General features: G+C 44.9%; 26 protein-coding genes. 24 read left to right on the top strand and 2 right to left on the bottom strand.

The window, feature by feature from the left end:
• The first annotated feature begins 18 nt into the window (after positions 1–18).
• From fliL to E0Z06_RS10065, 22 genes are all read left to right on the top strand, one after another.
• Positions 19–537 (top strand): flagellar basal body-associated protein FliL, encoded by a 519-nt coding sequence (gene fliL, locus E0Z06_RS10170; protein WP_132584342.1) that lies wholly within the window; start codon positions 19–21, stop codon positions 535–537.
• A 12-nt stretch (positions 538–549) separates the two neighbouring features.
• Positions 550–1,638 (top strand): flagellar motor switch protein FliM, encoded by a 1,089-nt coding sequence (gene fliM / locus E0Z06_RS10165; protein WP_132584340.1) that lies wholly within the window; start codon positions 550–552, stop codon positions 1,636–1,638.
• Between the two features lie 5 nt (positions 1,639–1,643).
• The gene (gene fliN / locus E0Z06_RS10160) at positions 1,644–2,024 is read left to right on the top strand and encodes a flagellar motor switch protein FliN (RefSeq protein ID WP_132584338.1); all 381 of its coding nucleotides are present in this window, start codon (positions 1,644–1,646) and stop codon (positions 2,022–2,024) included.
• Positions 2,024–2,518, top strand: a complete 495-nt coding sequence (gene fliO, locus E0Z06_RS10155) for a flagellar biosynthetic protein FliO (protein ID WP_132584337.1) — start codon at positions 2,024–2,026, stop codon at positions 2,516–2,518. The genes fliN and fliO overlap by 1 nt, the downstream gene beginning before the upstream one ends.
• 8 nt (positions 2,519–2,526) lie before the next feature.
• Positions 2,527–3,273 (top strand): flagellar type III secretion system pore protein FliP, encoded by a 747-nt coding sequence (fliP, locus tag E0Z06_RS10150; RefSeq protein ID WP_132584335.1) that lies wholly within the window; start codon positions 2,527–2,529, stop codon positions 3,271–3,273.
• Positions 3,270–3,539 (top strand): flagellar biosynthesis protein FliQ, encoded by a 270-nt coding sequence (gene fliQ / locus E0Z06_RS10145; protein WP_132584333.1) that lies wholly within the window; start codon positions 3,270–3,272, stop codon positions 3,537–3,539. Before fliP ends, fliQ begins: the two co-directional genes overlap by 4 nt.
• A gap of 6 nt (positions 3,540–3,545) precedes the next feature.
• A complete protein-coding gene (fliR, locus tag E0Z06_RS10140; protein ID WP_132584331.1) occupies positions 3,546–4,319 on the top strand; it encodes a flagellar biosynthetic protein FliR in 774 nt (257 codons plus the stop codon).
• Between the two features lie 14 nt (positions 4,320–4,333).
• Complete coding sequence (flhB, locus tag E0Z06_RS10135) at positions 4,334–5,461, top strand: flagellar biosynthesis protein FlhB (protein ID WP_132584329.1); 1,128 nt, start codon at positions 4,334–4,336, stop codon at positions 5,459–5,461.
• 85 nt (positions 5,462–5,546) lie between these two features.
• Complete coding sequence (gene flhA / locus E0Z06_RS10130) at positions 5,547–7,649, top strand: flagellar biosynthesis protein FlhA (RefSeq protein WP_132584327.1); 2,103 nt, start codon at positions 5,547–5,549, stop codon at positions 7,647–7,649.
• Between the two features lie 10 nt (positions 7,650–7,659).
• Positions 7,660–9,033: a flagellar biosynthesis protein FlhF gene (gene flhF / locus E0Z06_RS10125; protein ID WP_132584325.1), complete on the top strand. Its 1,374-nt coding sequence runs from the start codon at positions 7,660–7,662 to the stop codon at positions 9,031–9,033.
• Between the two features lie 40 nt (positions 9,034–9,073).
• Positions 9,074–9,904 carry a MinD/ParA family protein gene (locus tag E0Z06_RS10120; protein ID WP_207903201.1) on the top strand — a complete coding sequence of 277 codons (831 nt, stop codon included), beginning with the start codon at positions 9,074–9,076 and terminating at the stop codon, positions 9,902–9,904.
• A gap of 35 nt (positions 9,905–9,939) precedes the next feature.
• On the top strand, positions 9,940–10,620 hold the full coding sequence (locus E0Z06_RS10115; protein WP_207903200.1) for an RNA polymerase sigma factor FliA: 681 nt from the start codon (positions 9,940–9,942) through the stop codon (positions 10,618–10,620).
• Between the two features lie 40 nt (positions 10,621–10,660).
• Positions 10,661–11,044, top strand: a complete 384-nt coding sequence (gene cheY, locus E0Z06_RS10110) for a chemotaxis response regulator CheY (protein ID WP_132584321.1) — start codon at positions 10,661–10,663, stop codon at positions 11,042–11,044.
• A gap of 25 nt (positions 11,045–11,069) precedes the next feature.
• A complete protein-coding gene (locus E0Z06_RS10105) occupies positions 11,070–11,822 on the top strand; it encodes a protein phosphatase CheZ (RefSeq protein ID WP_132584319.1) in 753 nt (250 codons plus the stop codon).
• Positions 11,823–11,837: 15 nt separating this feature from the next.
• Positions 11,838–13,991, top strand: coding sequence for a chemotaxis protein CheA (locus tag E0Z06_RS10100; RefSeq protein WP_132584317.1), 2,154 nt, complete (start codon positions 11,838–11,840; stop codon positions 13,989–13,991).
• A gap of 12 nt (positions 13,992–14,003) precedes the next feature.
• Positions 14,004–15,149, top strand: a complete 1,146-nt coding sequence (locus E0Z06_RS10095; RefSeq protein ID WP_132584315.1) for a chemotaxis response regulator protein-glutamate methylesterase — start codon at positions 14,004–14,006, stop codon at positions 15,147–15,149.
• Entirely contained in the window at positions 15,142–15,885 is a 744-nt protein-coding gene (locus E0Z06_RS10090) for a flagellar motor protein (RefSeq protein ID WP_132584313.1), read from the top strand. The genes E0Z06_RS10095 and E0Z06_RS10090 overlap by 8 nt, the downstream gene beginning before the upstream one ends.
• Before the next feature lie 5 nt (positions 15,886–15,890).
• A complete protein-coding gene (locus E0Z06_RS10085; RefSeq protein ID WP_132584311.1) occupies positions 15,891–16,877 on the top strand; it encodes a flagellar motor protein MotB in 987 nt (328 codons plus the stop codon).
• 1 nt (position 16,878) lies between these two features.
• Positions 16,879–17,661: a ParA family protein gene (locus tag E0Z06_RS10080; RefSeq protein ID WP_132584309.1), complete on the top strand. Its 783-nt coding sequence runs from the start codon at positions 16,879–16,881 to the stop codon at positions 17,659–17,661.
• Positions 17,658–18,449: a chemotaxis protein CheW gene (locus tag E0Z06_RS10075; protein ID WP_132584307.1), complete on the top strand. Its 792-nt coding sequence runs from the start codon at positions 17,658–17,660 to the stop codon at positions 18,447–18,449. The genes E0Z06_RS10080 and E0Z06_RS10075 overlap by 4 nt, the downstream gene beginning before the upstream one ends.
• 30 nt (positions 18,450–18,479) lie before the next feature.
• Entirely contained in the window at positions 18,480–18,974 is a 495-nt protein-coding gene (locus E0Z06_RS10070; RefSeq protein ID WP_132584305.1) for a chemotaxis protein CheW, read from the top strand.
• A gap of 8 nt (positions 18,975–18,982) precedes the next feature.
• On the top strand, positions 18,983–19,423 hold the full coding sequence (locus E0Z06_RS10065; RefSeq protein ID WP_132584303.1) for a DUF2802 domain-containing protein: 441 nt from the start codon (positions 18,983–18,985) through the stop codon (positions 19,421–19,423).
• Positions 19,424–19,431: 8 nt separating this feature from the next.
• Here E0Z06_RS10065 and E0Z06_RS10060 read toward each other — a convergent pair whose 3' ends face one another.
• The gene (locus tag E0Z06_RS10060; protein ID WP_132584301.1) at positions 19,432–19,740 is read right to left on the bottom strand and encodes an EscU/YscU/HrcU family type III secretion system export apparatus switch protein; all 309 of its coding nucleotides are present in this window, start codon (positions 19,738–19,740) and stop codon (positions 19,432–19,434) included.
• 9 nt (positions 19,741–19,749) lie between these two features.
• Entirely contained in the window at positions 19,750–21,579 is a 1,830-nt protein-coding gene (locus E0Z06_RS10055; RefSeq protein WP_132584299.1) for a flagellar hook-length control protein FliK, read from the bottom strand.
• A 105-nt stretch (positions 21,580–21,684) separates the two neighbouring features.
• Here E0Z06_RS10055 and ccmA point away from each other — a divergent pair, with 105 nt between their 5' ends.
• Together ccmA and ccmB are read left to right on the top strand one after the other, a co-directional pair.
• Entirely contained in the window at positions 21,685–22,344 is a 660-nt protein-coding gene (ccmA, locus tag E0Z06_RS10050) for a cytochrome c biogenesis heme-transporting ATPase CcmA (protein ID WP_132584297.1), read from the top strand.
• Positions 22,338–23,003 carry a heme exporter protein CcmB gene (gene ccmB, locus E0Z06_RS10045; protein ID WP_132584295.1) on the top strand — a complete coding sequence of 222 codons (666 nt, stop codon included), beginning with the start codon at positions 22,338–22,340 and terminating at the stop codon, positions 23,001–23,003. Before ccmA ends, ccmB begins: the two co-directional genes overlap by 7 nt.

The raw sequence follows: 23,003 nt of genomic DNA, 5'->3' as shown, positions 1-23,003 counted from the left end.
ATAGAAGGTGATTCAGTTATGGCAGCAGAGAAAGATTTAGTTATTACCGAAGGCGGCGGCAAGAAAAAATTACTGTTAATCGCTGGCGGTGCTGGGCTGTTAGTTGTAATCGCCATAGTGGCGTTTTTTATGCTGTCAGGTGGCTCTGGGCAAACTGGACAATCCGCTGGTGCAGATGGAGCCAAAGCTAGCGCTGACGGAAGCACTGAAGCTAAAGGCACGGCGCTTTATGTGCCATTGCCTCGGCCGTTTGTTTTTAACGTGCCTGGCGCCGCACGAGATCGGATGGTGCAAATTAAGGTACAGCTATTAGTGCGTGGCAAAAATAATGAGACCCTAGCGATGCGGCATATCCCGCTAATTGAGGGGAGTTTGCTTAGTACTTTTAGTTCGGGTAACGCAGATGAATTAGTAACCGTTGCAGGGCGTGACGCGCTAAAAAATAAAGCGCTAAGTGATTTGCAGCAGGCAATGATAGAAGTCGTTGGTTCGGTGGTGGTCGATGAAGTCCTTTTCACCGGTTTTGTTATGCAATAAGAGTGAGCAGCCGTGACCGATTTACTGTCACAAGACGAAATTGATGCGCTATTACACGGTGTCGACGACGTTGAAGAAGAAGATGTAGACGACTCTGGCGATGGCCGGGGCCGTTCTACCATGGAATACGATTTCTCGTCGCAGGATCGTATAGTCCGTGGCCGTATGCCAACACTGGAAATGGTTAACGAGCGTTTTGCCCGACATATGCGCATTAGTTTATTTAATATGATGCGTCGCACCGCGGAAGTGTCGATAAATGGCGTGCAAATGATTAAATTTGGCGAATACGTGCATACGCTATTTGTGCCTACTAGTTTAAATATGGTGCGCTTTAGACCACTTAAAGGTACCGGCCTTATTACCATGGAAGCACGTTTAGTGTTTATTTTGGTCGATAACTTTTTCGGTGGTGACGGTCGTTATCACGCCAAAATTGAAGGCCGTGAATTTACGCCAACCGAGCGGCGTATTATTCAAATGTTGTTAAAGTTGATTTTTGAAGATTACAAAGAAGCGTGGGCGCCAGTAATGGACGTGTCGTTTGAATACCTCGATTCTGAGGTCAATCCGGCTATGGCTAATATTGTTAGTCCAACTGAAGTGGTAGTTATTAGCTCATTTCATATAGAACTAGATGGCGGCGGTGGTGATTTTCACGTGGCCTTACCTTATTCAATGTTGGAACCGATTCGCGATTTACTTGATGCTGGTGTGCAAAGCGATAAAGAAGACACCGATTTACGCTGGAGTAAAGCGCTTCGTGATGAAATTATGGATGTTAAGGTTGATTTAAGCACCAAGATGATGGATGTAGAGTTAACGTTGCGCGACATTATGGAGCTAAAAGCCGGTGATGTTATTCCGATAGAAATGCCGGAACATATCACGGTACTTATCGAAGAGTTACCAACTTACCGCGCAAAGCTTGGCCGTTCACGTGAAAACGTTGCGCTTAAAATTACGGAAAAAATTAAGCGGCCTGACTCGGTTAAGTCGGAAATGCATGTATTTACAAAAGGTGGGCGTCGCTTAGATAGCGATGCCGATATTTCTGAATTAGAAGCTGATCTGAATTTGTCAGATCGAGATAGAAGGTAACAACGATGGCTGACGATAAAGACACCATGGACGAATGGGCCGCGGCAATGGCCGAGTCTGGCGATGCTGAAGCGGTAGAGTTAGAAGAATTACGTGATGAAAAAGCTGATATTACCGTAGATGAAAAGCGTAAGCTTGATACCATTTTAGATATACCGGTAACTATTTCAATGGAAGTGGGCCGGGCAAAAATTAGTATTCGTAATTTACTACAACTAAACCAAGGTTCGGTGATTGAGTTAGAGCGCCTCGCGGGCGAGCCGCTTGATGTATTGGTAAACGGTACCTTAATTGCGCATGGCGAAGTGGTGGTAGTAAACGACAAGTTTGGTATCCGCTTAACCGACGTTATTAGCCAAATTGAACGTATTAAGAAATTACGTTAATGCGGTTACTACCTATTCTTTTATGCGGTTTTTTGTTGTTACCGATAACGTTGGCAGCGCAAGCTAACGATAGTGCCGCAGCACAAACTATGTTAGTTGAACCAGATGAAATAAAGCAGGAAACCACTACTGTAGCATTGCCGGCCAAAACCCTAGCAAAGGCCGAGGGTAATACTGAGCGACCAACTGCTGGGCTTGGTCTGGGTAAAATGGCGCTGTCGTTAAGTATCGTAGTAGCTATTGTTATTACACTAGGCTGGCTGTTCAAAAAATTGACGCTACGCTTGCCAGGTAGTCGTCATATTAAAATTATTTCTACTATGCCACTTGGGCCAAAAGAAAAGCTGTTAGTTATTGAAATACAAGGGAAACAACGGGTTTTGGGTGTTACTGCGCATAGTATTAATTTACTGTTTGAACTAGAAAATTCACTCCCCGAAGAAAAGTTGGCATCAGACTTTCATACACAGTTACAATCTTTGCTAAAAAAATAGTGTGAACTATGTTGCGACTGTTGTGTGTGGTACTTGTAATACTGTTTAGCCCCAGTGTTTTAGCCGATAATTCTGTGTTATCTGCGGTTACTGTAACTACCGGTGCCGATGGCAGCCAGCAATACAGCGTAACGCTGCAAGTGCTGGCGCTAATGACTGCGCTAAGCTTTATTCCCGCCATGGTTATTATGATGACCAGCTTTACCCGCATCATTGTGGTACTAGCTATACTGCGCCAAGCTATGGGTTTACAGCAGTCACCATCAAACCAAGTGTTAATTGGTATTACGCTGTTTTTAACGTTCTTTATTATGGCGCCGGTGTTTAAAAACATTAATGAAAGCGCTATTCAGCCTTACTTAACCGAAGAAATTACTCCAGTGCAGGCGCTTGATGCCGCCATTGTGCCAATAAAAGCCTTTATGTTGCACCAAACCCGCACTAAAGATTTAGATACCTTTGCACAAATAGCTGGGCTAGAAGTAGCGGAAAACCCACAAGATTATCCAATAACGGTAGTGATCCCTGCCTTTGTTACCAGTGAGCTAAAAACGGCTTTTCAAATTGGCTTTATGCTCTTTATCCCGTTTCTTATTATTGACCTTGTTGTGGCCAGCGTACTAATGGCCATGGGTATGATGATGTTATCGCCTATGATTATTTCCTTGCCGTTTAAACTGATGATGTTTGTGTTAGTAGACGGTTGGATGTTGGTAATGGGCACCTTGGCGACCAGTTACGGGGTGGGCACATGAACCCAGAAGTCTTTGTCGATATACTACGCGATGCGCTATTTTTGGTTATTTTACTGGTTAGTGCCATTATTTTGCCGTCCTTGTTTGTCGGCCTTGCGGTAGCCATATTTCAGGCAGCGACCTCAATTAACGAACAAACGTTAAGCTTCTTACCGCGCTTAATTGTTACCTTGTTGGCACTGTCGTTTGGTGGGCATTGGTTAACTCGGGTTATTATGGAATTTACCCAAGAGCTGATCTTAAGTATTCCGACGGTAGTGGGTTAAGCAGCAATGGAGTTTCCGTTAAGTATTTTAATGCAAACTATTGCTGATTACTTACTGCCATTATGCCGCGTAACTGGTATGTTTTTAATTATGGCCGGTATAGGTGTACGTAATATACCTATGCGAATAAAAACCGGTTTAGTGGTGTTAATTACCTTAATTATTATGCCAACCTTACCTCCTGTTGCTACGCCGGATTTAATGTCGGGACAAATGTTTATCGAAGTACTCTTTCAGTTACTTATCGGCTTCGCGTTAGGTTTTATATCGTTAATGTTTATTACCACTTTTGTGTTGGCTGGGCAGTTGTTAGCGACGCAAACGGGGCTGGGTTTTGCTTCAATGGTCGACCCTGCAAGCGGCGTAAACGTAGCAGCCATAGGCCAATTTTACTTAATTTTAGCCACCTTGTTATTTTGGTTGTTTGATGGCCATTTAGTTATGATCCAAATGCTGGTGTTTAGCTTCGACACCTTACCGATCAATGGTGAATGGTGGGAGATCACCAGTTACTGGACCGTTATCGAGTTTGGCGGCTGGATGTTCGCCACGTCATTGGCCATAGCGCTAGCGCCCATAGTCTCGATGCTAACGGTAAATTTATCGTTCGGTATAATGACGCGCGCAGCGCCGCAGCTGAATATTTTTTCTATCGGTTTTCCTATTACCATGCTATCGGGCTTAGTCATTTTGTGGTTAACCTTAGATACGTTTTTATTTCACTTTGACAAACAGTGGCAGCATAGCGTTGATTTTAGCTGCCGTCTGATTGGCTGCTAAGCTAGGAGACAGCAATGGCAGATGATGGTGCGGAAAAAACCGAACAGCCCACGTCCAAGAAGCTGCAAGACGCAGCGGAAAAAGGCCAGATTGCCCGGTCTAAAGATATGGGCACCGCATTTGTCTTAATTGGTAGCGCAACGGCTATTTTGGTATTTGGCAAAATGTTAGCGGCGGCAATACTGGATATTGGCCAGCGCATGTTGCGGCTAAACCCGAAAGATATCTTTGAAACTAACTCGATGTTTACCGCTTGGGGAGATGTGGCACAACACCTTGTTCCTCCTATGGCGGGCATTTTCTTTATCATCGTTATTGCCGCCTTTATTGGTAACACCTTTTTAGGTGGTTTTAACTTTAGTTGGCAAGCTGCGGGCTTTAAAGCCAGTAAAATGAGCCCGATGAAGGGTTTGAAACGTATGTTTGGCTTACAAGCCTTAGTCGAGCTACTGAAAAGTTTTCTTAAGGTGCTGGTTGTTGTTGGTTTTGCTTATTTTCTACTGAAAATGTTTTTCTTCGACATTATGGCGCTGTCACTAATGAGTGAGCCTAATAATATTGAATCAGCTTTGCATTTTCTGGCTTGGTTATTTTTTGGTTTATGTTCCAGTGTGTCAATAATAGCGCTGGTCGATGCGCCCTACCAAAAGTGGAACCATATTAAACAACTTAAAATGTCGTTGCAGGAAATTAAAGATGAATACAAAAGTAGCGAGGGCGATCCACAAATAAAGGCACGGATTCGTCGCACGCAAATGCAAATGTCAATGAAACGCATGATGCAAGAAGTGCCCAATGCCGACGTTATTGTTACCAACCCAACACACTACGCTATTGCCCTAAAATATGACCAAGGTAAATTCCGCGCTCCAGTCGTGGTAGCGAAGGGCGTAGATGAAGTGGCGATGCATATTCGTAAAATTGGCAATGAACACAAGGTGCCGGTAATTGAATCGCCGGCCTTAGCCCGTTCTATTTTCCATACCACTAAGCTAGATCATCCAATACCAGAGCAGCTATTCGCCGCCGTAGCTCAGGTACTGGCTTATGTATATCAGCTTAAAATGTACAAAAAAGGTAAGAGTAGTCGGCCGAAATCGTTGGCGAAAAACTTACCGATCCCAGAAGGTTATCGGCACTAATCTGAGTTTGCCAATTCGCCGGTGGTTTTCTTGGAACACTTCTTGCTTTGACCCTGTATAGTGCCAATTAACTGTCAGGGTTGTCATGCAGTTACCCAGTTTTTTAACCAATTTCGATCGCTCAAAGCTGGCCTTTGCTAAAGGTCTTGGCACGCCGATATTTATTCTTGCCGCGCTAGCCATGGTGGTGCTGCCACTGCCGCCAATGCTGCTCGATATCTTGTTTTCATTCAATATTGCTTTAGCGTTAATTGTCTTACTCGTGACCATTTACACCATGCGCCCGCTCGATTTTGGTGCGTTTCCGGCCATTTTGCTGGTAGCAACCATTATGCGTTTAGCCCTTAACGTGGCCAGTACTCGCGTGGTGTTATTAGAGGGCCACAACGGTGGTGATGCGGCCGGTAAGGTTATTGAAGCCTTTGGCTCGGTGGTTATTGGTGGTAACTACGCCGTTGGTATAGTGGTGTTCTTAATTTTAATCATCATTAACTTTGTCGTAGTTACCAAAGGTGCTGGCCGTATTGCTGAAGTGTCGGCGCGTTTTACCCTTGACGCTATGCCGGGTAAGCAAATGGCGATTGATGCTGATTTAAACTCAGGTTTAATCACCCAAGAAGACGCGCGCGTGCGCCGTGAAGAAGTTACTAGCGAAGCTGACTTCTACGGTTCAATGGACGGTGCCAGTAAGTTTGTAAAAGGCGATGCGATTGCCGGTATTGTTATTTTGGTTATCAACTTAGTTGGCGGCTTATTTATCGGCATGATCCAGCATGGTTTGTCATTTAGCAACGCCATGGAAATATACACACTACTTACCATTGGTGATGGCTTAGTAGCACAAATTCCCTCGCTGCTGTTATCTATTGGTACTGCCATTATCGTAACACGGCAGAATAAATCAGGTGATATGGGCCAGCAGATGACGGCTCAGCTGGGTAACGTGCAAGTGCTTGCCGTGTCTTCTGGCGTACTAGTGATGATGGGCATAGTGCCTGGTATGCCGCATTTTTCGTTTTTGTCATTAGCCGCGCTAGTTGGTGGTGCTGCCTACTTGATGCATAAGCGCAAAGGCGAAGCTAAAGCCGAACTACTTAACCGTAATAGTACCGATTTGGCACCAATTGAAAGCAATGTGGTAAAAGAAATTGGCTGGGACGATGTACAAGGCGTTGATACTATTGGCCTTGAAGTAGGTTACCGTTTAATACCTTTGGTTGATAAAACCCAAGGCGGTGAGTTACTAAATCGGATTAAAGGCGTAAGGAAAAAATTATCGCAAGAGCTAGGCTTTCTTATTCCAGCGGTACATATTCGCGACAACCTAGATTTAGAACCTAATAGCTACCGCATGACGTTAATGGGTGTAACCAGTGGTGAAAGTGAGTTACGCCATGATAATGAGCTGGCAATAAACCCTGGCCAAGTGTTTGGTACAGTAAAAGGGGTACCAACTAAGGACCCGGCGTTTGGGCTAGATGCAGTATGGATCAGCAAAGACCAGCGCGAGCATGCGCAAACCTTAGGCTATACCGTGGTTGATGCCGCAACGGTCGTGGCAACTCATTTAAGCCAAATTTTAACCAATAATGCTGCCAGCTTGTTGGGACATGAAGAAGTACAAAACCTGCTTGATATGCTAGCTAAGCATTCACCTAAACTCGTTGAAGGCTTAGTGCCAGACACTTTGGCGCTAACTACTGTGGTTAAAGTATTACAGAATCTGCTAAATGAAGGGGTGCCAATTCGCGATATGCGCACCATAGTACAAACCCTTGTTGAATACGGTGCAAAAAGCCAAGACGTGGATGTACTCACCGCGGCCTGTCGTATTGCGCTGCGTCGCTTAATCGTACAAGAGGTGGGTGGTAGCAAAGTAGAAATACCGGTTATTACCTTTGCGCCAGAACTTGAACAAATGCTGCACCAATCAATGCAAGCTGCAGGGAATGATGGCGCAGGCATAGAACCTGGGCTGGCCGACCGCATTCAGCAGTCGTTACAAGAGGCTCACCAAAGCCAAGAATTAAGCGGCGATAGTGCAGTATTACTCACGTCAGGAATTTTACGCTCAGTAATGGCACGATTCGTGAAGTACACCATACCAGGACTTAGGGTATTGTCTTATCAAGAGATACCCGACGATAAACAGATTCGTATTGTCAGCGTAATTGGCCAGGCAAGTTAGGAGTAAACTCATGAAAATTAAACGCTTTGTAGCAAAAGATATGCGTACCGCCTTAACTGAGGTGAAAGAGTTTCTTGGCCCTGACGCCATTATTCTGTCAAATAAAAAAGTGCCTGAAGGCGTAGAAATTGTTGCGGCTATAGATAATGAACCGATAGCCGCCATTAAAAGCGCGCCTGTGCCTGCACCAAGGGCGGAACCTCGTTTTACCGCAACCGTTGCTGATGATGAAGCCGACGCCCCAGCGGATTCACTAAAGGCGTTATTGGCTCGCCAGATGATCAAACAGCAGGTTAGCTCGCAACAGGCAACACCCAAGGTTGCACCGATAAAAGAGCCGCAGCGCGCTGCAGCGTTTGAACGTCAAAATTCTGGCACAAATGCTAATGTTAGCTCAATGCAACTTAGCGAAATAACGAAACAGCAAGATCAGCAAGCAAAATTAGTACAGCTACAAATGGACGCCATGCGCAATGAAATGTTGTCTATGCGTCAATTATTACAACATCAAGTGTCTGGCTTAATGTGGCAAGATCTAGCACGTCGTGAACCAATCCGCGCGCTAATTATTGAAAACTTGCAACAGTTAGGCTTATCAGAACAGGTTGCTGACCAGTTAGCGTGCTTTATGCCGGAAGAGCTAAACAGCACAGATGCTTGGGATGCCGCACTAGAATTACTGGCTGGCCAGCTAAGTACCACTAATGATGATATACTACGTCGCGGTGGCGTGGTTGCACTGGTTGGTCCAACGGGTGTAGGCAAAACTACAACTGTCGCTAAACTGGCTGCAGAGTTTGCTAAACGCCATGGTGCCGATCAGGTTGCGTTAATTACTACCGACAGCTATCGCATTGGCGCGTATGAGCAATTAGCTACCTTTGGACGTATTATTGGTTGTCCAGTTAAAATGGCCAAAGACAGCGATGAACTGTCGCTGTTAATCAATCAGTTACAACAACGCAAACTAATATTGATAGATACCGCGGGCATGAGCCAGCGCGATGTACGTTTAGCAGAGAAACTTGCCAGCCTGATGCACAATAGTCGTGTTAAAATAAAAAGTTATCTGGTATTGTCTGCCACAGCACAAGCAAGAGTAATGCAAGAAAGTGTGACACATTTCAAACGTATTCCTTTGTCTGGTTGTATTTTCACCAAACTTGATGAGTGCTTGAGCTTGGGCGAAGTTATTAACGTCGCTATTGCGAACGCACTGCCAGTAAGTTATTTAACCAATGGCCAGCGAGTACCGGAAGATATAGCGGTTGCTGATGCACCAAAACTGGTGCAACACGCAGAACAATTACGAATTGCACAAACAGGCACGGCTCATCAGTGGTATAACAACGAGGTGAACCGCGCGGATGGAACCTATGCATAGTCATGTTAATACTGATGATCAAGCCAGCGGCTTGAGAAAAATGAATAAGCAGATGGTAAAAGTAATATCAATTACTGGAGGTAAAGGCGGTGTGGGTAAAACCAACGTCAGCCTTAACCTTGCCATGTCGATGGCTCAGCTTGGTAAAAGAGTGTTAGTACTAGATGCTGACCTTGGCTTAGCAAATTGCGATGTTATGCTCGGCCTTAGAGTAGAAAAGAATTTATCTCATGTTTTGGCCGGAGAGGCTGAACTTGACGAAGTAATAATAGACGGCCCTTTTGGTATTAAAATTATACCTGCCACTTCTGGTTCACAAAGTATGACCGAGCTAGCACCTGCCGAACATGCTGGCCTTATTCGCGCCTTTAGTGAATTAAAAACGCCAGTTGATGTGTTGTTGGTTGATACCGCTGCAGGTATATCTGACATGGTGTTGAGTTTTTCTCGAGCTTCACAAGATGTGATGGTAGTAGTTTGTGATGAGCCTTCATCTATCACCGATGCTTATGCATTAATGAAGATTCTAAGCCGAGATCACGGCGTAGAGAAATTTAAGATCGTCGCTAATATGGTGCGCAGCTTAAAAGAAGGCCAAGAGTTATTTGCCAAACTCACTCGAGTTACGGATCGTTTTTTAGATGTAAGTTTAGAGCTGGTTGCAACCATTCCGTATGATGAAAACGTACGTAAAGCGGCACGGAAACAAAAAGCGTTTATCGAACTGTTTCCTAAAACGCCAGCAAGTATGGCAATTAAAGGTTTAGCGTTAAAGGCAGTAAAATGGCCATTGCCAGTAGTAGCGTCTGGGCATTTAGAGTTTTTTCTGGAGCAGTTGTTACAACCTAAAGCTGATCGGGGGGGAGTGTGAGCAGAAAAATTGCAGCTTATGGCGGTGTTGACTATATGCAGCAACTGGTCGAGCGTCATGCGCCTTTAGTTAAGCGAATAGCCTATCATCTGTTGGCTCGTTTGCCAGCCAGTGTGTTGGTTGATGATCTTATTCAGTCAGGGATGATAGGCTTAATTGAAGCCGCAAAGAATTTTGATGGCAGCAAGGGCGCAAGCTTTGAAACCTTTGCTGGTATTCGTATTCGCGGTGCTATGCTCGATGAGATGCGCCGTGGTGATTGGACACCTCGTTCGGTACATCGTAATGCGCGGTTAATAGCAGAAACAATAGCTGAGCTTGAAGCACTGTACAGCAGAGATATAAAAGACAGTGAAGTTGCTGAAAAACTTGATATATCTTTGGATGAATACCATCATATGTTAAGTGATATTAGTAGTGGTAGAATAATCGGCATAGAAGATCTTGGTATACCTGAAGATGTTCTAGTAACAGCGGGTGATTCTGATAGCGATCATTTGTATGAAAACCAAGCTCATGAGAGTTTTCATCATGATTTAGCAAAAACAATTAGTAGTTTACCCGAGCGTGAAGCATTAGTGCTTTCGCTGTATTATAATGACGAACTAAACTTGAAGGAGATCGGGGCCGTGCTGAATGTCAGCGAGTCTCGGATCAGTCAAATCCATAGTCAGGCATTGGTCAGATTAAAAGCCAGAATGCAGGATTGGTTGTAACCTATTCTGAGATAACAGTAATATCTCGCCGGAGGGGATTTTGGATAAAAACATGAAAATTCTTGTAGTTGATGACTTTTCAACTATGAGACGGATAATAAAAAATCTGTTACGCGATCTGGGCTTTACAAACGTGTCTGAAGCAGATGATGGCAGCACAGCGTTGCCTATGCTGCAAAATGGTGATTTTGATTTTGTCGTAACCGACTGGAATATGCCAGGTATGCAAGGTATCGACTTGCTACGTGCCATTCGAGCCGATGCAAAGCTAAAACAAATTCCAGTACTTATGGTAACGGCAGAAGCAAAGAAAGAACAAATTATTGCTGCGGCCCAAGCTGGAGTGAATGGTTATATTGTAAAGCCTTTTACGGCAGCAACTTTGCAAGAGAAGTTGGCTAAAGTATTTGAACGGATTGGCTAATCGTAACTGACATAGGAGCGTAGCCATGTCCGCAATTACGGCGCCTTTAATTTCTCTTGAGCAAGCTAAAGAATTAGTGCAACTGCTTGAAATGGGTGAGCACGAAACCGCTAACCAGATGGTACAGCAACTTGCTGTACCTGGATCTTCAGAGCTATTTGCCGAAGTAGGAAAGCTAACCCGTCAGTTACACGATTCGTTAAAAAATTTCCAAATTGACCCATCGTTAAGTAATTTACTCGAAGAAGATATCCCCGATGCGAAAAAGCGGCTAATTCACGTTATCGATATGACGGAACAAGCGGCTAATCGCACTATGGACGCTGTTGAGTCGTGTTTACCTATTGCTGATGAATTAAGCCAGCAGTTAGGTAAAATTGAACCGCAGTGGCAAAAATTAATGCAACGACAAATGCAGTTAGGTGAGTTTAAAGGGCTATGTCATACATTAGATAGTTTTTTTACCCAAGCGAGTGGCAATTCTAGTACCCTTAACTCGCTACTTACTGACGTGTTAATGGCACAAGACTACCAAGATCTCACCGGACAAATTTTGCGCCGTGTTATCGAGTTAGTACGGGAAGTTGAAGAAAGCTTAATCGGCCTATTAACCGCATTTGGTCAGTCTAGTCTTACGGCATTACCAGACGCTAAACCAGTGAAAAGTAAACCCAAAGCGCATGAAGCCGAAGGGCCTATCATTGATGCAGCAGAGCGTGATGATGTCGTCAGCGGTCAGGATGACGTTGATGATTTGTTATCCAGCTTAGGTTTCTAACAGAGGTGTTTTTGCATGAGCTTTGATATGGATGAGGATATACTGCAGGACTTCCTGGTTGAAGCCGGTGAAATCCTCGAATTACTGCAAGAGCAGCTGGTCGAACTGGAAAATAATCCAGACGATGCTAATTTACTTAACGCTATTTTTCGCGGCTTCCATACTGTAAAAGGTGGCGCTGGCTTTTTATCACTAACCGAGTTAGTTGATGCCTGCCATGGCGCCGAAAACGTGTTTGATATTCTTCGTACCGGTAAGCGCCGTGTTACCGCTGAGCTGATGGACGTTATTTTACAGTCGCTCGATAGCATTAATGCGATGTTTGTTGAAGTACAAAACCGTCAGCCATTAACACCTGCTTCGGCAGCGGTGTTAGATGCATTACATTATTACAGTAATCCGGAAGCTGCTGGAGCGCCTCCCGTTGTGGCAGCAGCGGCTGAGCCTGTAGCCGCTAAAGTTGCTGCACCGGTATCAGCATCGCCGGCATCTAGCAGCAATATCGATGAAATTACTGAAGAAGAATTTGAAAAAATGATGGATGAACTGCATGGTAAAAAAGCTGCAGCTCCTGTCGTTTCTTCACCAGTAACACCCGCTGCATCGGCCGGCAATGATGATATTACCGATGATGAATTTGAAGCCATGCTAGATCAATTGCATGGCAAAGGGGCGTTTATACCGGAATCTGCTGAGCAGAAAAAAACGGTTACACCACCTAAAGCTCCGGTAACAAATAATAGCAAAACTAACGACGAAATTGATGATGCCGAGTTCGAAGCGCTGCTCGATCAATTGCACGGTAAAGGCAATGCACCCGTAGTTAAGGCTACGGCGGCAACACCCGCGGAAACTAAGCCTGCTGCACCGAGCAGAGCACCTGCGGTAATCGAACCGGTAGAAAGTAAAGCACCCGTTGCGCCAGTAGCTGACAAAGCGGCAGCGGCGCAGCAATCAGCCCAAGCAGAAACTACTGTGCGGGTAGATACCAAGCGGCTTGACCAAATTATGAATATGGTTGGCGAGCTGGTATTAGTGCGTAATCGCTTGGTAAGTTTGTCGACTACCGTACAAAGTGAAGAAATGAGCAAAGCCATTTCGAACTTAGATGTTGTTACCGCTGATATTCAAGGCGCGGTAATGAAAACGCGTATGCAACCGATTAAAAAAGTATTTGGCCGCTTCCCACGAGTAGTACGAGATTTGGCACGAGCTTTACAAAAAGACATAGAGTTAGTACTCGAAGGTGAAGAAACCGATTTAGATAAAAACTTAGTTGAGGCCCTAGCCGATCCGCTAGTGCACTTAGTGCGCAACTCTGTCGATCATGGCATAGAAATGCCAGATGTGCGGCAAAAATCAGGTAAAACCCGGGTAGGAACAGTGCGGCTCGCCGCAGAGCAGGCCGGCGACCATATTTTGTTAACCATACAAGATGATGGTGCAGGTATGGATCCAGAAAAGCTGAAAGGTATCGCTATTAAACGCGGTATTCTTGACGTTGATGCTGCTGCACGCATGTCCGATACCGAAGCGTTTAATCTAATTTTTGCACCAGGGTTTTCAACTAAAGAACAAATTTCAGATATCTCAGGTCGTGGCGTCGGTATGGACGTAGTAAAGACCAAGATTAATCAGCTTAACGGTACCGTGCATATTCACTCTAAATTGGGTGAAGGCACCTCGCTGGAAATTAAAGTTCCACTAACCTTAGCTATACTGCCAACCTTAATGGTCGTGGTAGGAAAACAAACTTTTGCTTTACCACTGGCTGGTGTAAGTGAAATTTTCCATCTCGATTTAAACAAAACTAACGTGGTAGATGGCCAACTTACCGTTGTCGTGCGAAATAAAGCTATCCCACTGTTTTTCCTTGAGCATTGGCTAGTTAAAGGTTCAGATAAAAAACGTCGGCGTGAGCAAGGCCACGTAGTAATTGTGCAAATTGGCACCCAACAAGTCGGGTTTGTTGTCGACTCGCTAATTGGTCAAGAAGAAGTGGTCATAAAGCCGCTTGACGCACTGCTGCAAGGCACGCCAGGTATGGCCGGCGCAACCATTACTTCAGATGGTGGTATAGCACTAATTCTTGACGTACCCAACTTGTTAAAACACTACGCGAAGAAGTCAAAAATTAAATTTGACCGCTTCAATAAAGCCAACGCCTAAAGAGAGAACGCTATGTCGATTAAGGTGTTAGTGGTTGATGATTCAAGCTTTTTTCGCCGCCGCCTAACAGAAATTCTGACTAAAGATGGCGATATAGAAGTTGTAGACACCGCCAATAACGGCCGTGAAGGGGTTGAAAAAGCCTTAGCGCTTAAACCTGATGTAATTACCATGGACATTGAAATGCCGGTTTTAGATGGCATTTCAGCAGTCCGTGAAATTATGCAGCAACAACGTATTCCTATTTTAATGTTTTCTTCACTAACCCATGAAGGCGCAAAGGCGACCCTTGATGCGTTAGAAGCTGGGGCAGTAGATTTTCTGCCGAAAAAATTTGAAGATATTGCCCGTGATAAAGATGAGGCGGGGCAATTACTGCGTGATAGAGTAAAAGCGGTAGCTCGTAAGCGTCAGCTTGGTAGGGCAACGTTTAGCAGCACTGTTGCACCAAGGCCTGACAGCAGCAGCGCTGCGCGTTTAGCCGAACGTCCAGCGTTAACCCGTACTAGCTTTGAGCGACCTAAATTGAGTGAGCGAGTAACCAGCACCAGCTCGACACGATTTCAGGCCAGTGGTAAACAGTACAAATTAGTGGCTATTGGTACCTCAACCGGTGGCCCTGTTGCGTTGCAGCGTATTATTACAGCATTGCCAGAAAACTTCCCTTTGCCGATTGTCCTTATTCAGCATATGCCTGCTGCATTTACCGGTGCTTTTGCCCAACGTTTAAATACGTTAGCTAAAATTGAAGTGTGTGAAGCAAAAGATAATGATGTACTTCGACCTGGCGTGGCTTACTTAGCGCCCGGTGGTAAACAAATGCTAATTGAAGGCAGCGAGCGTGAGGCAAGACTGCGCATTAAAGAAGACGACTCACCACGCATTACCTTTAAACCCAGTGTTGATATTACCTTTGCTACCGCTGCAAAAGTATTTAGCGATCAAGTCCTAGCCATTGTATTAACGGGTATGGGCGCAGACGGACGCGAAGGTGCTAGATTACTAAAACAAGTGGGGGCAAAAGTTTGGGCCCAAGATGAAGCCAGCTGTGTTGTATATGGCATGCCTCAAGCTATTGCCGCTGCAGGGTTAATGGATGTTGAGGTAAGTCTTAATGACGTCGCCGGACGTTTGATAACGGAAGTAACGCATGGATAAGCTGGCAATTAGTGGTTTTTTACTGGCTATATTGGCTGTCGCCGGTGGCTTTGTTATTGAGGGCGGTAGCCTTGCCACGTTGTTGCACTTTCCTGCGTTTTTAATCGTTGTCGGCGGCACCGTGGGTGCGGTAATGCTGCAAACACCTTCAGCACAATTTAAACTTGGCCTAAAAATGCTGCCATGGGTAATACGCGCCGATCATTTACCACTGCAACATACTGCTGAACGCATTGTGCATTGGGGCGGTGCCGCGCGAGGTAATGGTTTTTTAGCCTTAGAAAACGATGCCTTGGCCGAGCGGGATCCATTTTTACATCGTGGTTTAAATTTGTTAGTCGACGGGGTAGAGCCAAAAGCGTTGCAAGATACACTGGATGCGGAGTTAACACTTGAGCGCGAACGGTTATTACGCGGAGCACGTATTTTTGATGCTATGGGTGGTTATAGCCCCACTATTGGTATCGTTGGCGCGGTATTGGGTTTAATTCAAGCTATGTCGAACATTTCAGACCCTGAACTATTAGGGTTAGGTATTGGCACCGCCTTTGTTGCCACCATTTATGGTGTGGGTTTTGCTAACTTAGTATTTATACCTGTTGGTAACAAATTAAAGAATTTAGTGCATCAGCGTACGTTGTATCACGAGCTTATTGTTGAAGGGTTGGTGTCTATTGCCTATGGCGAAAACCCACGCAATATAGAGCGTAAGCTTTCGGCTTATCATCCGGGGTAAAACACATGTACCGCCATAAGCAAAAACATTCGCATGTAGAGCCAGAACAGCTAGATCGCTGGTTGGTTTCTTATGCCGATTATATGACCTTAATGTTTGCGCTATTTGTAGTGTTATACGCCATGTCCATTGTTAAAGAAGAAAAGTACAGTGTGTTAGCGGATAGTTTAACGAAAATATTTGAAACGCCTGAGCATTCTGGTACTGGCAAACAAGGGCTATCCGTACTAACAACACCAGTACCACAAAGTGAGCTCGATCTGTACGGCACGTCTTTAGAACCAGCAAAAGGGCCAACGCTATTGGCCGACGCAACGCAATTGTCGGATGTTACCCAACATAAGCTTGGCAGCCCATTGCAGTCTGTAGAGCAACAATTAACTAAGGCGCTGGCAAATCTACTAGAACAAGGTTTAGTTAAGCTGCAGCAGGACGAAAATTGGCTAACTATCGAATTAAGCAGTGGTTTATTATTTGCTAGCGGCAGTGCTACTGCTACGCAATCGGCGCAAACATTATTGGCGGAAATTACCAAGGTTATTAACCCCATTACCAATTTTATTCGTGTTCGCGGCTATACCGATGATCAGCCCATTAATAATGAATTATTCTCCTCAAATTGGGAGCTCTCGGTAAGCCGTGCTACCTCTGTACTTAGGTTACTGGAGCGGCAAGGCACCACTCCTCAGCGTTTAGCAATAGAAGGTTATGGTCAGTATTATCCGTTTAACGCAAACGACAGTATTCAAGGTAGAGCGGCTAATCGTAAAGTGGTGATTGCGATATCGCGTTTTGGTTATTTCGCTAACCAAGCTAGTAACGAACCTAAGATAGATAGTTCGACTGAAAACGCGGCATTACAGCGACAATTAGAGCAAGTATCGCAAAAAGATGGCAGTATAAAAGTTATTGCTTTGCCCGGTGGCGGTATTCGTATCACCACACGAGAAGACAATACTGACATAAAGTCTCCAGAACAACAGGAACCTTGAAGTGGTTATTTGGACAGTAGCAAATCAGAAAGGTGGTGTGGGTAAAACGACTACTACCGTTACGCTTGGTGGCTTATTAGCCCAACGCGGCTACAAGGTTTTGTTGGTAGACACCGATCCGCACGCATCGCTAACCTATTATTTTGGCATTGACGCTGAAGAGTTAGAAGTTAGCGTTTACGACATTTTTATTCGTGGTAAAGATATTACCAGCGAACAGATTTTGCAGTCATTATGCCCAAGTGGCATGGACAATTTAGACATTTTGCCTTCATCAATGGCCTTAGCCACACTCGATCGCTCGCTAGGTAATAAGGGTGGCATGGGTTTAATGCTGAAAAAGGCCTTACTTAAAATCGAAAAAGAGTACGATTATGTCGTCATTGACTGCCCTCCAGTAATGGGGGTGTTAATGGTCAATGCTATTGCGGCTTGTGATCGTTTGCTTATTCCTGTGCAAACCGAGTTTCTGGCATTAAAGGGCTTAGAACGAATGATTGCGACCTTAGCATTAATGCGCACGTCGCAAAAAAGAGACTATGCCTACACTATTATTCCAACTATGTATGACAAGAGAACTAAAGCCTCATTAGAAGCCTACAAAGAGTTAAAAGCAAAGTATCAAGATAAAGTTTGGTCTGCGGTAATTCCGGTCGACACTAAGTTTCGCGACGCAAGTTTAGCACAAACGCCGCCGAGTGAATTTGCCTCGGCCTCACGCGGTGTATTTGCCTACAACACCTTACTGACCTATTTACTGCAACAGGCGCCGGAGTCGGCATGAGTAATTTAATCGCCAGTCAAAAAGTGATGCAGCATTATTTATCCGCTTTGTTGGTTGACGAAGATCCCAGTGAAACGTTAATGCTGGAAGAAGAAAAAAAGCAGCAACTTAATGAGTTGTTAGCCCAAGCGACCATAGTGCCAGCTGAACCAATAGCCGCACAAAAAATTGAAGCTAAAACTGAAGTGGCTGCCGATGCCGCGGCGTTAGCTACACTTAAAGCGAAATTTGTACAAGTAGAACAAGCACAGCACTTACAGCAACGAGATGTGCCTGTAACCCAACGCATTGCGGCGGCAGAAGTACCAACAGTATCTGTTGCAACTGAGCAAAAAGACTATCGACAAGGCAAATTTCAAGCCTTATTTTTTGACGTTGCTGGGTTAAAAATAGCAGTACCTTTAAAGGAACTCGGTGGTATTCATCAATTAGGTAAAGTGAATAGCCTGATTGGTAAACCGGAATGGTTTAAAGGCGTAATGCTGTACCGCGAACAGAAAATAAACACGGTGGATACCGCTCGTTGGGTTATGCCAGAAAAATATGACGAAACCTTACAGCAAAAGCTAAACTATCAGTATGTTATTATGCTGGGTAGCAGTAACTGGGGTTTATGCTGCGAAACATTAATTAATACCTATGTTTTAGAACAAGACGATGTAAAGTGGCGCGAAGCTGAGGGTAAAAGACCTTGGATGGCGGGCTTAATCAAAAAACATATGTGTGTATTAGTTGATGTTGACGCTATGATAGATTTATTAAACCGCGGTCTGGATATCAGTGCTTAAGCGGAAAAGGTATTTATACAGGAGCTGTGCATGAGTAATTTAACCAAGCAGTCAGTTAAAAAGAATGACGCCGCAGACATCGTGTTGCAGTGGGTTACTTTTAAATTGCAAGATGAAACCTACGGCATTAACGTAATGCAGGTGCAAGAAGTACTGCGCTATACCGAAATTGCACCCGTGCCAGGTTCACCTGATTATGTATTAGGTATTATTAATTTACGCGGTAACGTGGTTACGGTTATTGATACCCGTTCACGTTTTGGTTTAGAGCCAGCCGATGTAACGGATAATACGCGTATTGTTATTATTGAAGCAGAAAAACAAGTTATCGGTATTTTGGTAGATAGCGTTGCCGAAGTGGTGTACTTAAAATCGTCAGAAATTGATACCGCGCCAAATGTAGGCACAGAAGAAAGTGCGCGCTTTATTCAAGGGGTATCTAACCGTGAAGGCGAACTGTTAATTCTGGTTGATCTAAATAAACTCCTCAATGATGAAGAGTGGGACGAAGTAACGTCGCTCTAGGAATGACTATGTGGCTTGGTGTAATAATTCAGGCAGTATTATTACTGGCATTTATGCTAGTTATATATCTGTGGTTCGCCAAGCTACGCAAAAATGTTGTGGCACAATTAGCCGCGTTAGAACAGCGGCTTGAATTTAGCGCGCAGCAACAAGAACATGGTAAACATGAGCTTGAAGAGCTACGGGCGGGTGTTATTGGTGTTGGCCAGCGCGTATTGCAACTAGATGCCGGCTTAGCTCAGCTTAATAGTCAGCTAAGTGCCGATATGCAACAGCTTGCCGATAAGCAGCAAGCGTTAGAGCTTACTGATCCTGAATCAAAAATTTATAGCCGAGCGATGAAGATGGTGCAGTTAGGCGCAGATCTAGAAGAAATAATGCGTGAATGTGAATTGCCGCGGGCTGAAGCGGAACTGTTGTTTAACCTGCACCAGCAAAAGCAGTTATAAGCGCTATTTTACGTTTTAAAATCAATACGCTGATGAATATTGTGCCAGTTTTCCGGAAACTTACCCTGTAACACATAAGAAAATGCAATTAGCTCGGCAATCACAATATATAATTCTTTGGGTATTTGCTCGCCCAGTTCTAGTTGGCTAAGCAATTTGCTAAGCTCATCATCTTGATGTACCAAAATACCATGCTCACGGGCGAGGGCCACAATATCGTCTGCCAGCTCACCGTGGCCTTTTGCCGTTATCGTTGGAGCTTGTTTACCTTGGTACTGCAGTGCAGTGGCGGTTTTTTGCTGCTTATTTTCTGTCATAGCTGATCCCTATACTTTAACCGCAAGTAAGCTGTTGGCGCGCGGCAGCAGGGTTTCGGGAATTTTACCCAACACACAGTCAGCTTCACTTACTATTAAACCTTGCATATTACAGCGCTCTTTCAGTAAGGGTAAAAACTTATCCGCTAACTGCTTCGTTGCGGTTTGTTCGGTATAAAACTGCAGTTGCAATTGTTGTTGCTGTAGTTTTGCGACAACCAATAACGGCCCTAGCTGCTGTAAGTCAAAGCGCATGGTTAATTGCCACTGGGTTTGCTTTTCCCCTGTTTCTTTGCCGTCCGCTTCACGTTGCTCTAATTGTATTTGACTAAAAACCGAATGCTCGCCTTGCTGCAGTGGCAGTTGTAACAGTAAATTCTGCTGTGCGCTCTGATTACTGTCTAAGGTTGCTAATTGGCTTTGTTGTAATGCGCCGCTATGGCCCGCTAACTGCCGCAATAAGCTACTTGTTTGGCTCGGCTCTAATGAGTTTACTAATTGCAGTAGCTTTTGGTTTGCAGGTTGCTGTGCTGCGCTAAGCGGTTTTTGCAATAAATGCCCCAACAATAGCTGTATTGCGACGGCTAATGTGCCACCACTGGTTTGAACATTGGCATTGTTTTGCAGCGGCTGAAATTGCAGTAGGCTTTGCAGTTGTGGTGCGAGTTGGTTTAACGTTAGCACTTTACTGCCATCGGGTTGGCTTTGGCGAACGAGTTGTAATATCTGTTGTACCTGCTCGGGCAACTCTGGTAATGCCGTGAGCAGATCGCCTTTTTGTGGCAATAAGGGTAACAAATGTCGCCACGCTTGTTGTACTGTCGCGGCAGATAAAAAACCACTAGCTGCACCTGCTGTTGTGGTTGGCGTATTTTGCGCTGTTCGGCTAATAAACTGCAGGGGCCGATTACTGTCTTCAGGTAATACGGCTAACTGCAATTGGTCTTTTTGTGGCAGCAATTGCAACTGAGCAAGACTACCTGAGCTGTTAGCTTGCAACTGTAATTGATAGGCACCAGGCGGAGCAATGCCCAGCTGTTTTACCGCATTAAGAATAGGATGGTTACTGCCGGCGGTATTTACCGGCTGTTGGTTAAATACCTTAATTAATTGCTGTAGCAAGGCTTGTTGCTGCGGTTTATCAAGCATTGCGGTGCCAGGTTGTTGGCCTTGGCTTGTCGGCTGTAACACGTTAGGCTCAACCCCTTTGTCGCTGGTTTTAAGTTGTAAGGCAACAGTAAATTGGCTTGATTGGCTCACGCCTAACCACTGCGCTAAATTAGCCTGAGCTTTGCCCGATAAGGCTAATGGCGCTAATGCAGGCAACTGAATTAACGTGTTATTTGCCGTTAGGGGTATTTTTGCGGTAACTAATAGCGCGCTAATACTGCTATCTGCACTGCGCATTGGTGTCGTTGCGGTTTTTGCGCTATAAGCCGCCAGTAATAACTGACGCAACTGCTCGGGCGGTATATTGAGCGTAATAGCTTTGGCAACCGTTTGAATATTCAGCTCAATATTGCCATTAGCTAGCGGCTGAAACTGTACCTGCACCGGCAAGCGAGGCGGTAAGTTAGTTTGCAGTGCGGCTAACTGCCCGGTTTTTATCGCCTCAGGGCTGGCTTGTTGTACTAATTGCTGCAATGTAATGTTAGCCGACGCAGGTAAAGTAATTTGCAGCGCGCCTTGCGCAGAAGGCACCTGTAGACCAAAACCGCCACCACTAAGTTGTTGAATCTGTCCCTGATAGACCTGAGCAACCACTAATTTCAATGTAGCGGTATCTGCTTTGCCGCTTGGCGCCAGTTGTAGTAGTTTATCCAGATTAATCTGGTTCATATTTTTGCTCGTTTTTTGTTACTTTATCACATAACCACGTTCGTATTATGTCGTCTATATGGTAATATGCGGCCAATTTTTACTGTTGTCGATAGTTAGAGCTTAGTGATTAAACCACAAACGTTTGCTGTTAGCGCTGGCCAAATTATATTGCAGGGTACTGCTTTGTCCTGTATTCGCCAAGATCGTGTGCTGTTTGAACAGCTTGATGTTAGCGTGCGTAGCGGTGAACTATTACAGATTGCCGGTAAAAATGGCGCGGGTAAAAGCTCATTATTGCGCATTTTAGCTGGGCTAGCTCAAGCCGACGATGGCAGTTTATATTATCTACAACAACCTATAGCCAAAGTGTACGCTGATTACGCCGCTAACTTATGTTATATCGGCCACCATAGTGGTATTCATGAACAATTAACGGCTTTAGAAAATATTAGCTTTTGGCGCGCGGCCTCCGGTATTGCCCCAGCAGATGACTTTGCGTTGTTGGCAACCTTGGGTTTAGCAGGTTTAGAAGATGTGCCTTGTCGTATGTTGTCAGCAGGCCAGCAGCGGCGCGTATCTTTGGCGCGATTATGGTTTACTAACTGCCAATTATGGATTTTAGATGAACCCTTTACGGCACTAGACCAAGTCGCTATCGTGATGTTGCAACAACACTTTTTCGCACACTTGCAACAAGGTGGCGCTATTATTCTTACCACACACCAAAGTTTAAGCGTGGCCTTTGTGCATCAAAGCAAATTAGAGTTGGCATATCGATGGTAATGCTAGGGCAGTTTATTAAACGTGAGCTCAGGCTATTAGCCCGACAAAAAGCAGACTGGCTAAATCCGTTGTTATTTTTTGTTATCGTGCTCTGTTTGTTTCCGTTGGGCGTTGGCCCATCGCCTAATTTACTGCGTATAATGGCACCCGGTATCGTTTGGATTGCCGCCTTACTCAGCGTGCTGTTAGCAGCCGAGCGCTTATTTAAAGATGATTATCGAAATGGGGTTATTGAACAACTCGTTGCGGCGCGCCAGCCGTTATTGAGTTTTGTGCTGGCTAAACTGTTTACTAATTGGCTAAGCACCGGTTTGCCTTTGGTGTTGTTGTCACCGGTAGTTGCCTTGTTACTTAATATCGATGCTGCCGGTTTTGTTGCGTTGCTCTTTACCTTATTGCTAGGTACGCCATTACTTAGCCTGCTTGGGGTTATGGGCGCAGCGCTTACGGTATCCGCCGATAAAGGCGGCATTTTACTGGCACTGCTTATTTTGCCGCTGTATATTCCGCTACTTATTTTTGCTAGTGCAGCAATGGAAGCAGCCACAACGGGTATGTCGTATCATGGACAGCTAGCAATTATGTTAGCGATGTTGTTATTTGCTTTGGCACTGATCCCGCTAGCGGTGATTGGCGCATTAAAATTGAATGTGAGCTGA

This window comes from Rheinheimera sp. D18 (assembly GCF_004345025.1).
GTDB lineage: Bacteria > Pseudomonadota > Gammaproteobacteria > Enterobacterales > Alteromonadaceae > Alishewanella > Alishewanella metallidurans.
This window is presented reverse-complemented; position numbering and strand designations above follow the sequence as displayed.

What these genes read in the sequence shown, in the direction of transcription:
- E0Z06_RS10070 (WP_132584305.1), top strand. Translation starts at nt 18,480, where the DNA reads ATGAGTAATTTAACCAAGCAGTCAGTTAAAAAGAATGACGCCGCAGAC.
- fliN (WP_132584338.1), top strand. Translation starts at nt 1,644, where the DNA reads ATGGCTGACGATAAAGACACCATGGACGAATGGGCCGCGGCAATGGCC.
- E0Z06_RS10090 (WP_132584313.1), top strand. Translation starts at nt 15,142, where the DNA reads ATGGATAAGCTGGCAATTAGTGGTTTTTTACTGGCTATATTGGCTGTC.
- flhB (WP_132584329.1), top strand. Translation starts at nt 4,334, where the DNA reads ATGGCAGATGATGGTGCGGAAAAAACCGAACAGCCCACGTCCAAGAAG.
- E0Z06_RS10120 (WP_207903201.1), top strand. Translation starts at nt 9,074, where the DNA reads ATGAATAAGCAGATGGTAAAAGTAATATCAATTACTGGAGGTAAAGGC.
- flhF (WP_132584325.1), top strand. Translation starts at nt 7,660, where the DNA reads ATGAAAATTAAACGCTTTGTAGCAAAAGATATGCGTACCGCCTTAACT.
- fliL (WP_132584342.1), top strand. Translation starts at nt 19, where the DNA reads ATGGCAGCAGAGAAAGATTTAGTTATTACCGAAGGCGGCGGCAAGAAA.
- ccmB (WP_132584295.1), top strand. Translation starts at nt 22,338, where the DNA reads ATGGTAATGCTAGGGCAGTTTATTAAACGTGAGCTCAGGCTATTAGCC.
- E0Z06_RS10100 (WP_132584317.1), top strand. Translation starts at nt 11,838, where the DNA reads ATGAGCTTTGATATGGATGAGGATATACTGCAGGACTTCCTGGTTGAA.
- E0Z06_RS10060 (WP_132584301.1), bottom strand. Translation starts at nt 19,740, where the DNA reads ATGACAGAAAATAAGCAGCAAAAAACCGCCACTGCACTGCAGTACCAA.
- fliQ (WP_132584333.1), top strand. Translation starts at nt 3,270, where the DNA reads ATGAACCCAGAAGTCTTTGTCGATATACTACGCGATGCGCTATTTTTG.
- fliO (WP_132584337.1), top strand. Translation starts at nt 2,024, where the DNA reads ATGCGGTTACTACCTATTCTTTTATGCGGTTTTTTGTTGTTACCGATA.
- E0Z06_RS10075 (WP_132584307.1), top strand. Translation starts at nt 17,658, where the DNA reads ATGAGTAATTTAATCGCCAGTCAAAAAGTGATGCAGCATTATTTATCC.
- E0Z06_RS10115 (WP_207903200.1), top strand. Translation starts at nt 9,940, where the DNA reads ATGCAGCAACTGGTCGAGCGTCATGCGCCTTTAGTTAAGCGAATAGCC.
- E0Z06_RS10085 (WP_132584311.1), top strand. Translation starts at nt 15,891, where the DNA reads ATGTACCGCCATAAGCAAAAACATTCGCATGTAGAGCCAGAACAGCTA.
- E0Z06_RS10105 (WP_132584319.1), top strand. Translation starts at nt 11,070, where the DNA reads ATGTCCGCAATTACGGCGCCTTTAATTTCTCTTGAGCAAGCTAAAGAA.
- fliR (WP_132584331.1), top strand. Translation starts at nt 3,546, where the DNA reads ATGGAGTTTCCGTTAAGTATTTTAATGCAAACTATTGCTGATTACTTA.
- E0Z06_RS10065 (WP_132584303.1), top strand. Translation starts at nt 18,983, where the DNA reads ATGTGGCTTGGTGTAATAATTCAGGCAGTATTATTACTGGCATTTATG.
- fliP (WP_132584335.1), top strand. Translation starts at nt 2,527, where the DNA reads ATGTTGCGACTGTTGTGTGTGGTACTTGTAATACTGTTTAGCCCCAGT.
- E0Z06_RS10095 (WP_132584315.1), top strand. Translation starts at nt 14,004, where the DNA reads ATGTCGATTAAGGTGTTAGTGGTTGATGATTCAAGCTTTTTTCGCCGC.
- E0Z06_RS10055 (WP_132584299.1), bottom strand. Translation starts at nt 21,579, where the DNA reads ATGAACCAGATTAATCTGGATAAACTACTACAACTGGCGCCAAGCGGC.
- flhA (WP_132584327.1), top strand. Translation starts at nt 5,547, where the DNA reads ATGCAGTTACCCAGTTTTTTAACCAATTTCGATCGCTCAAAGCTGGCC.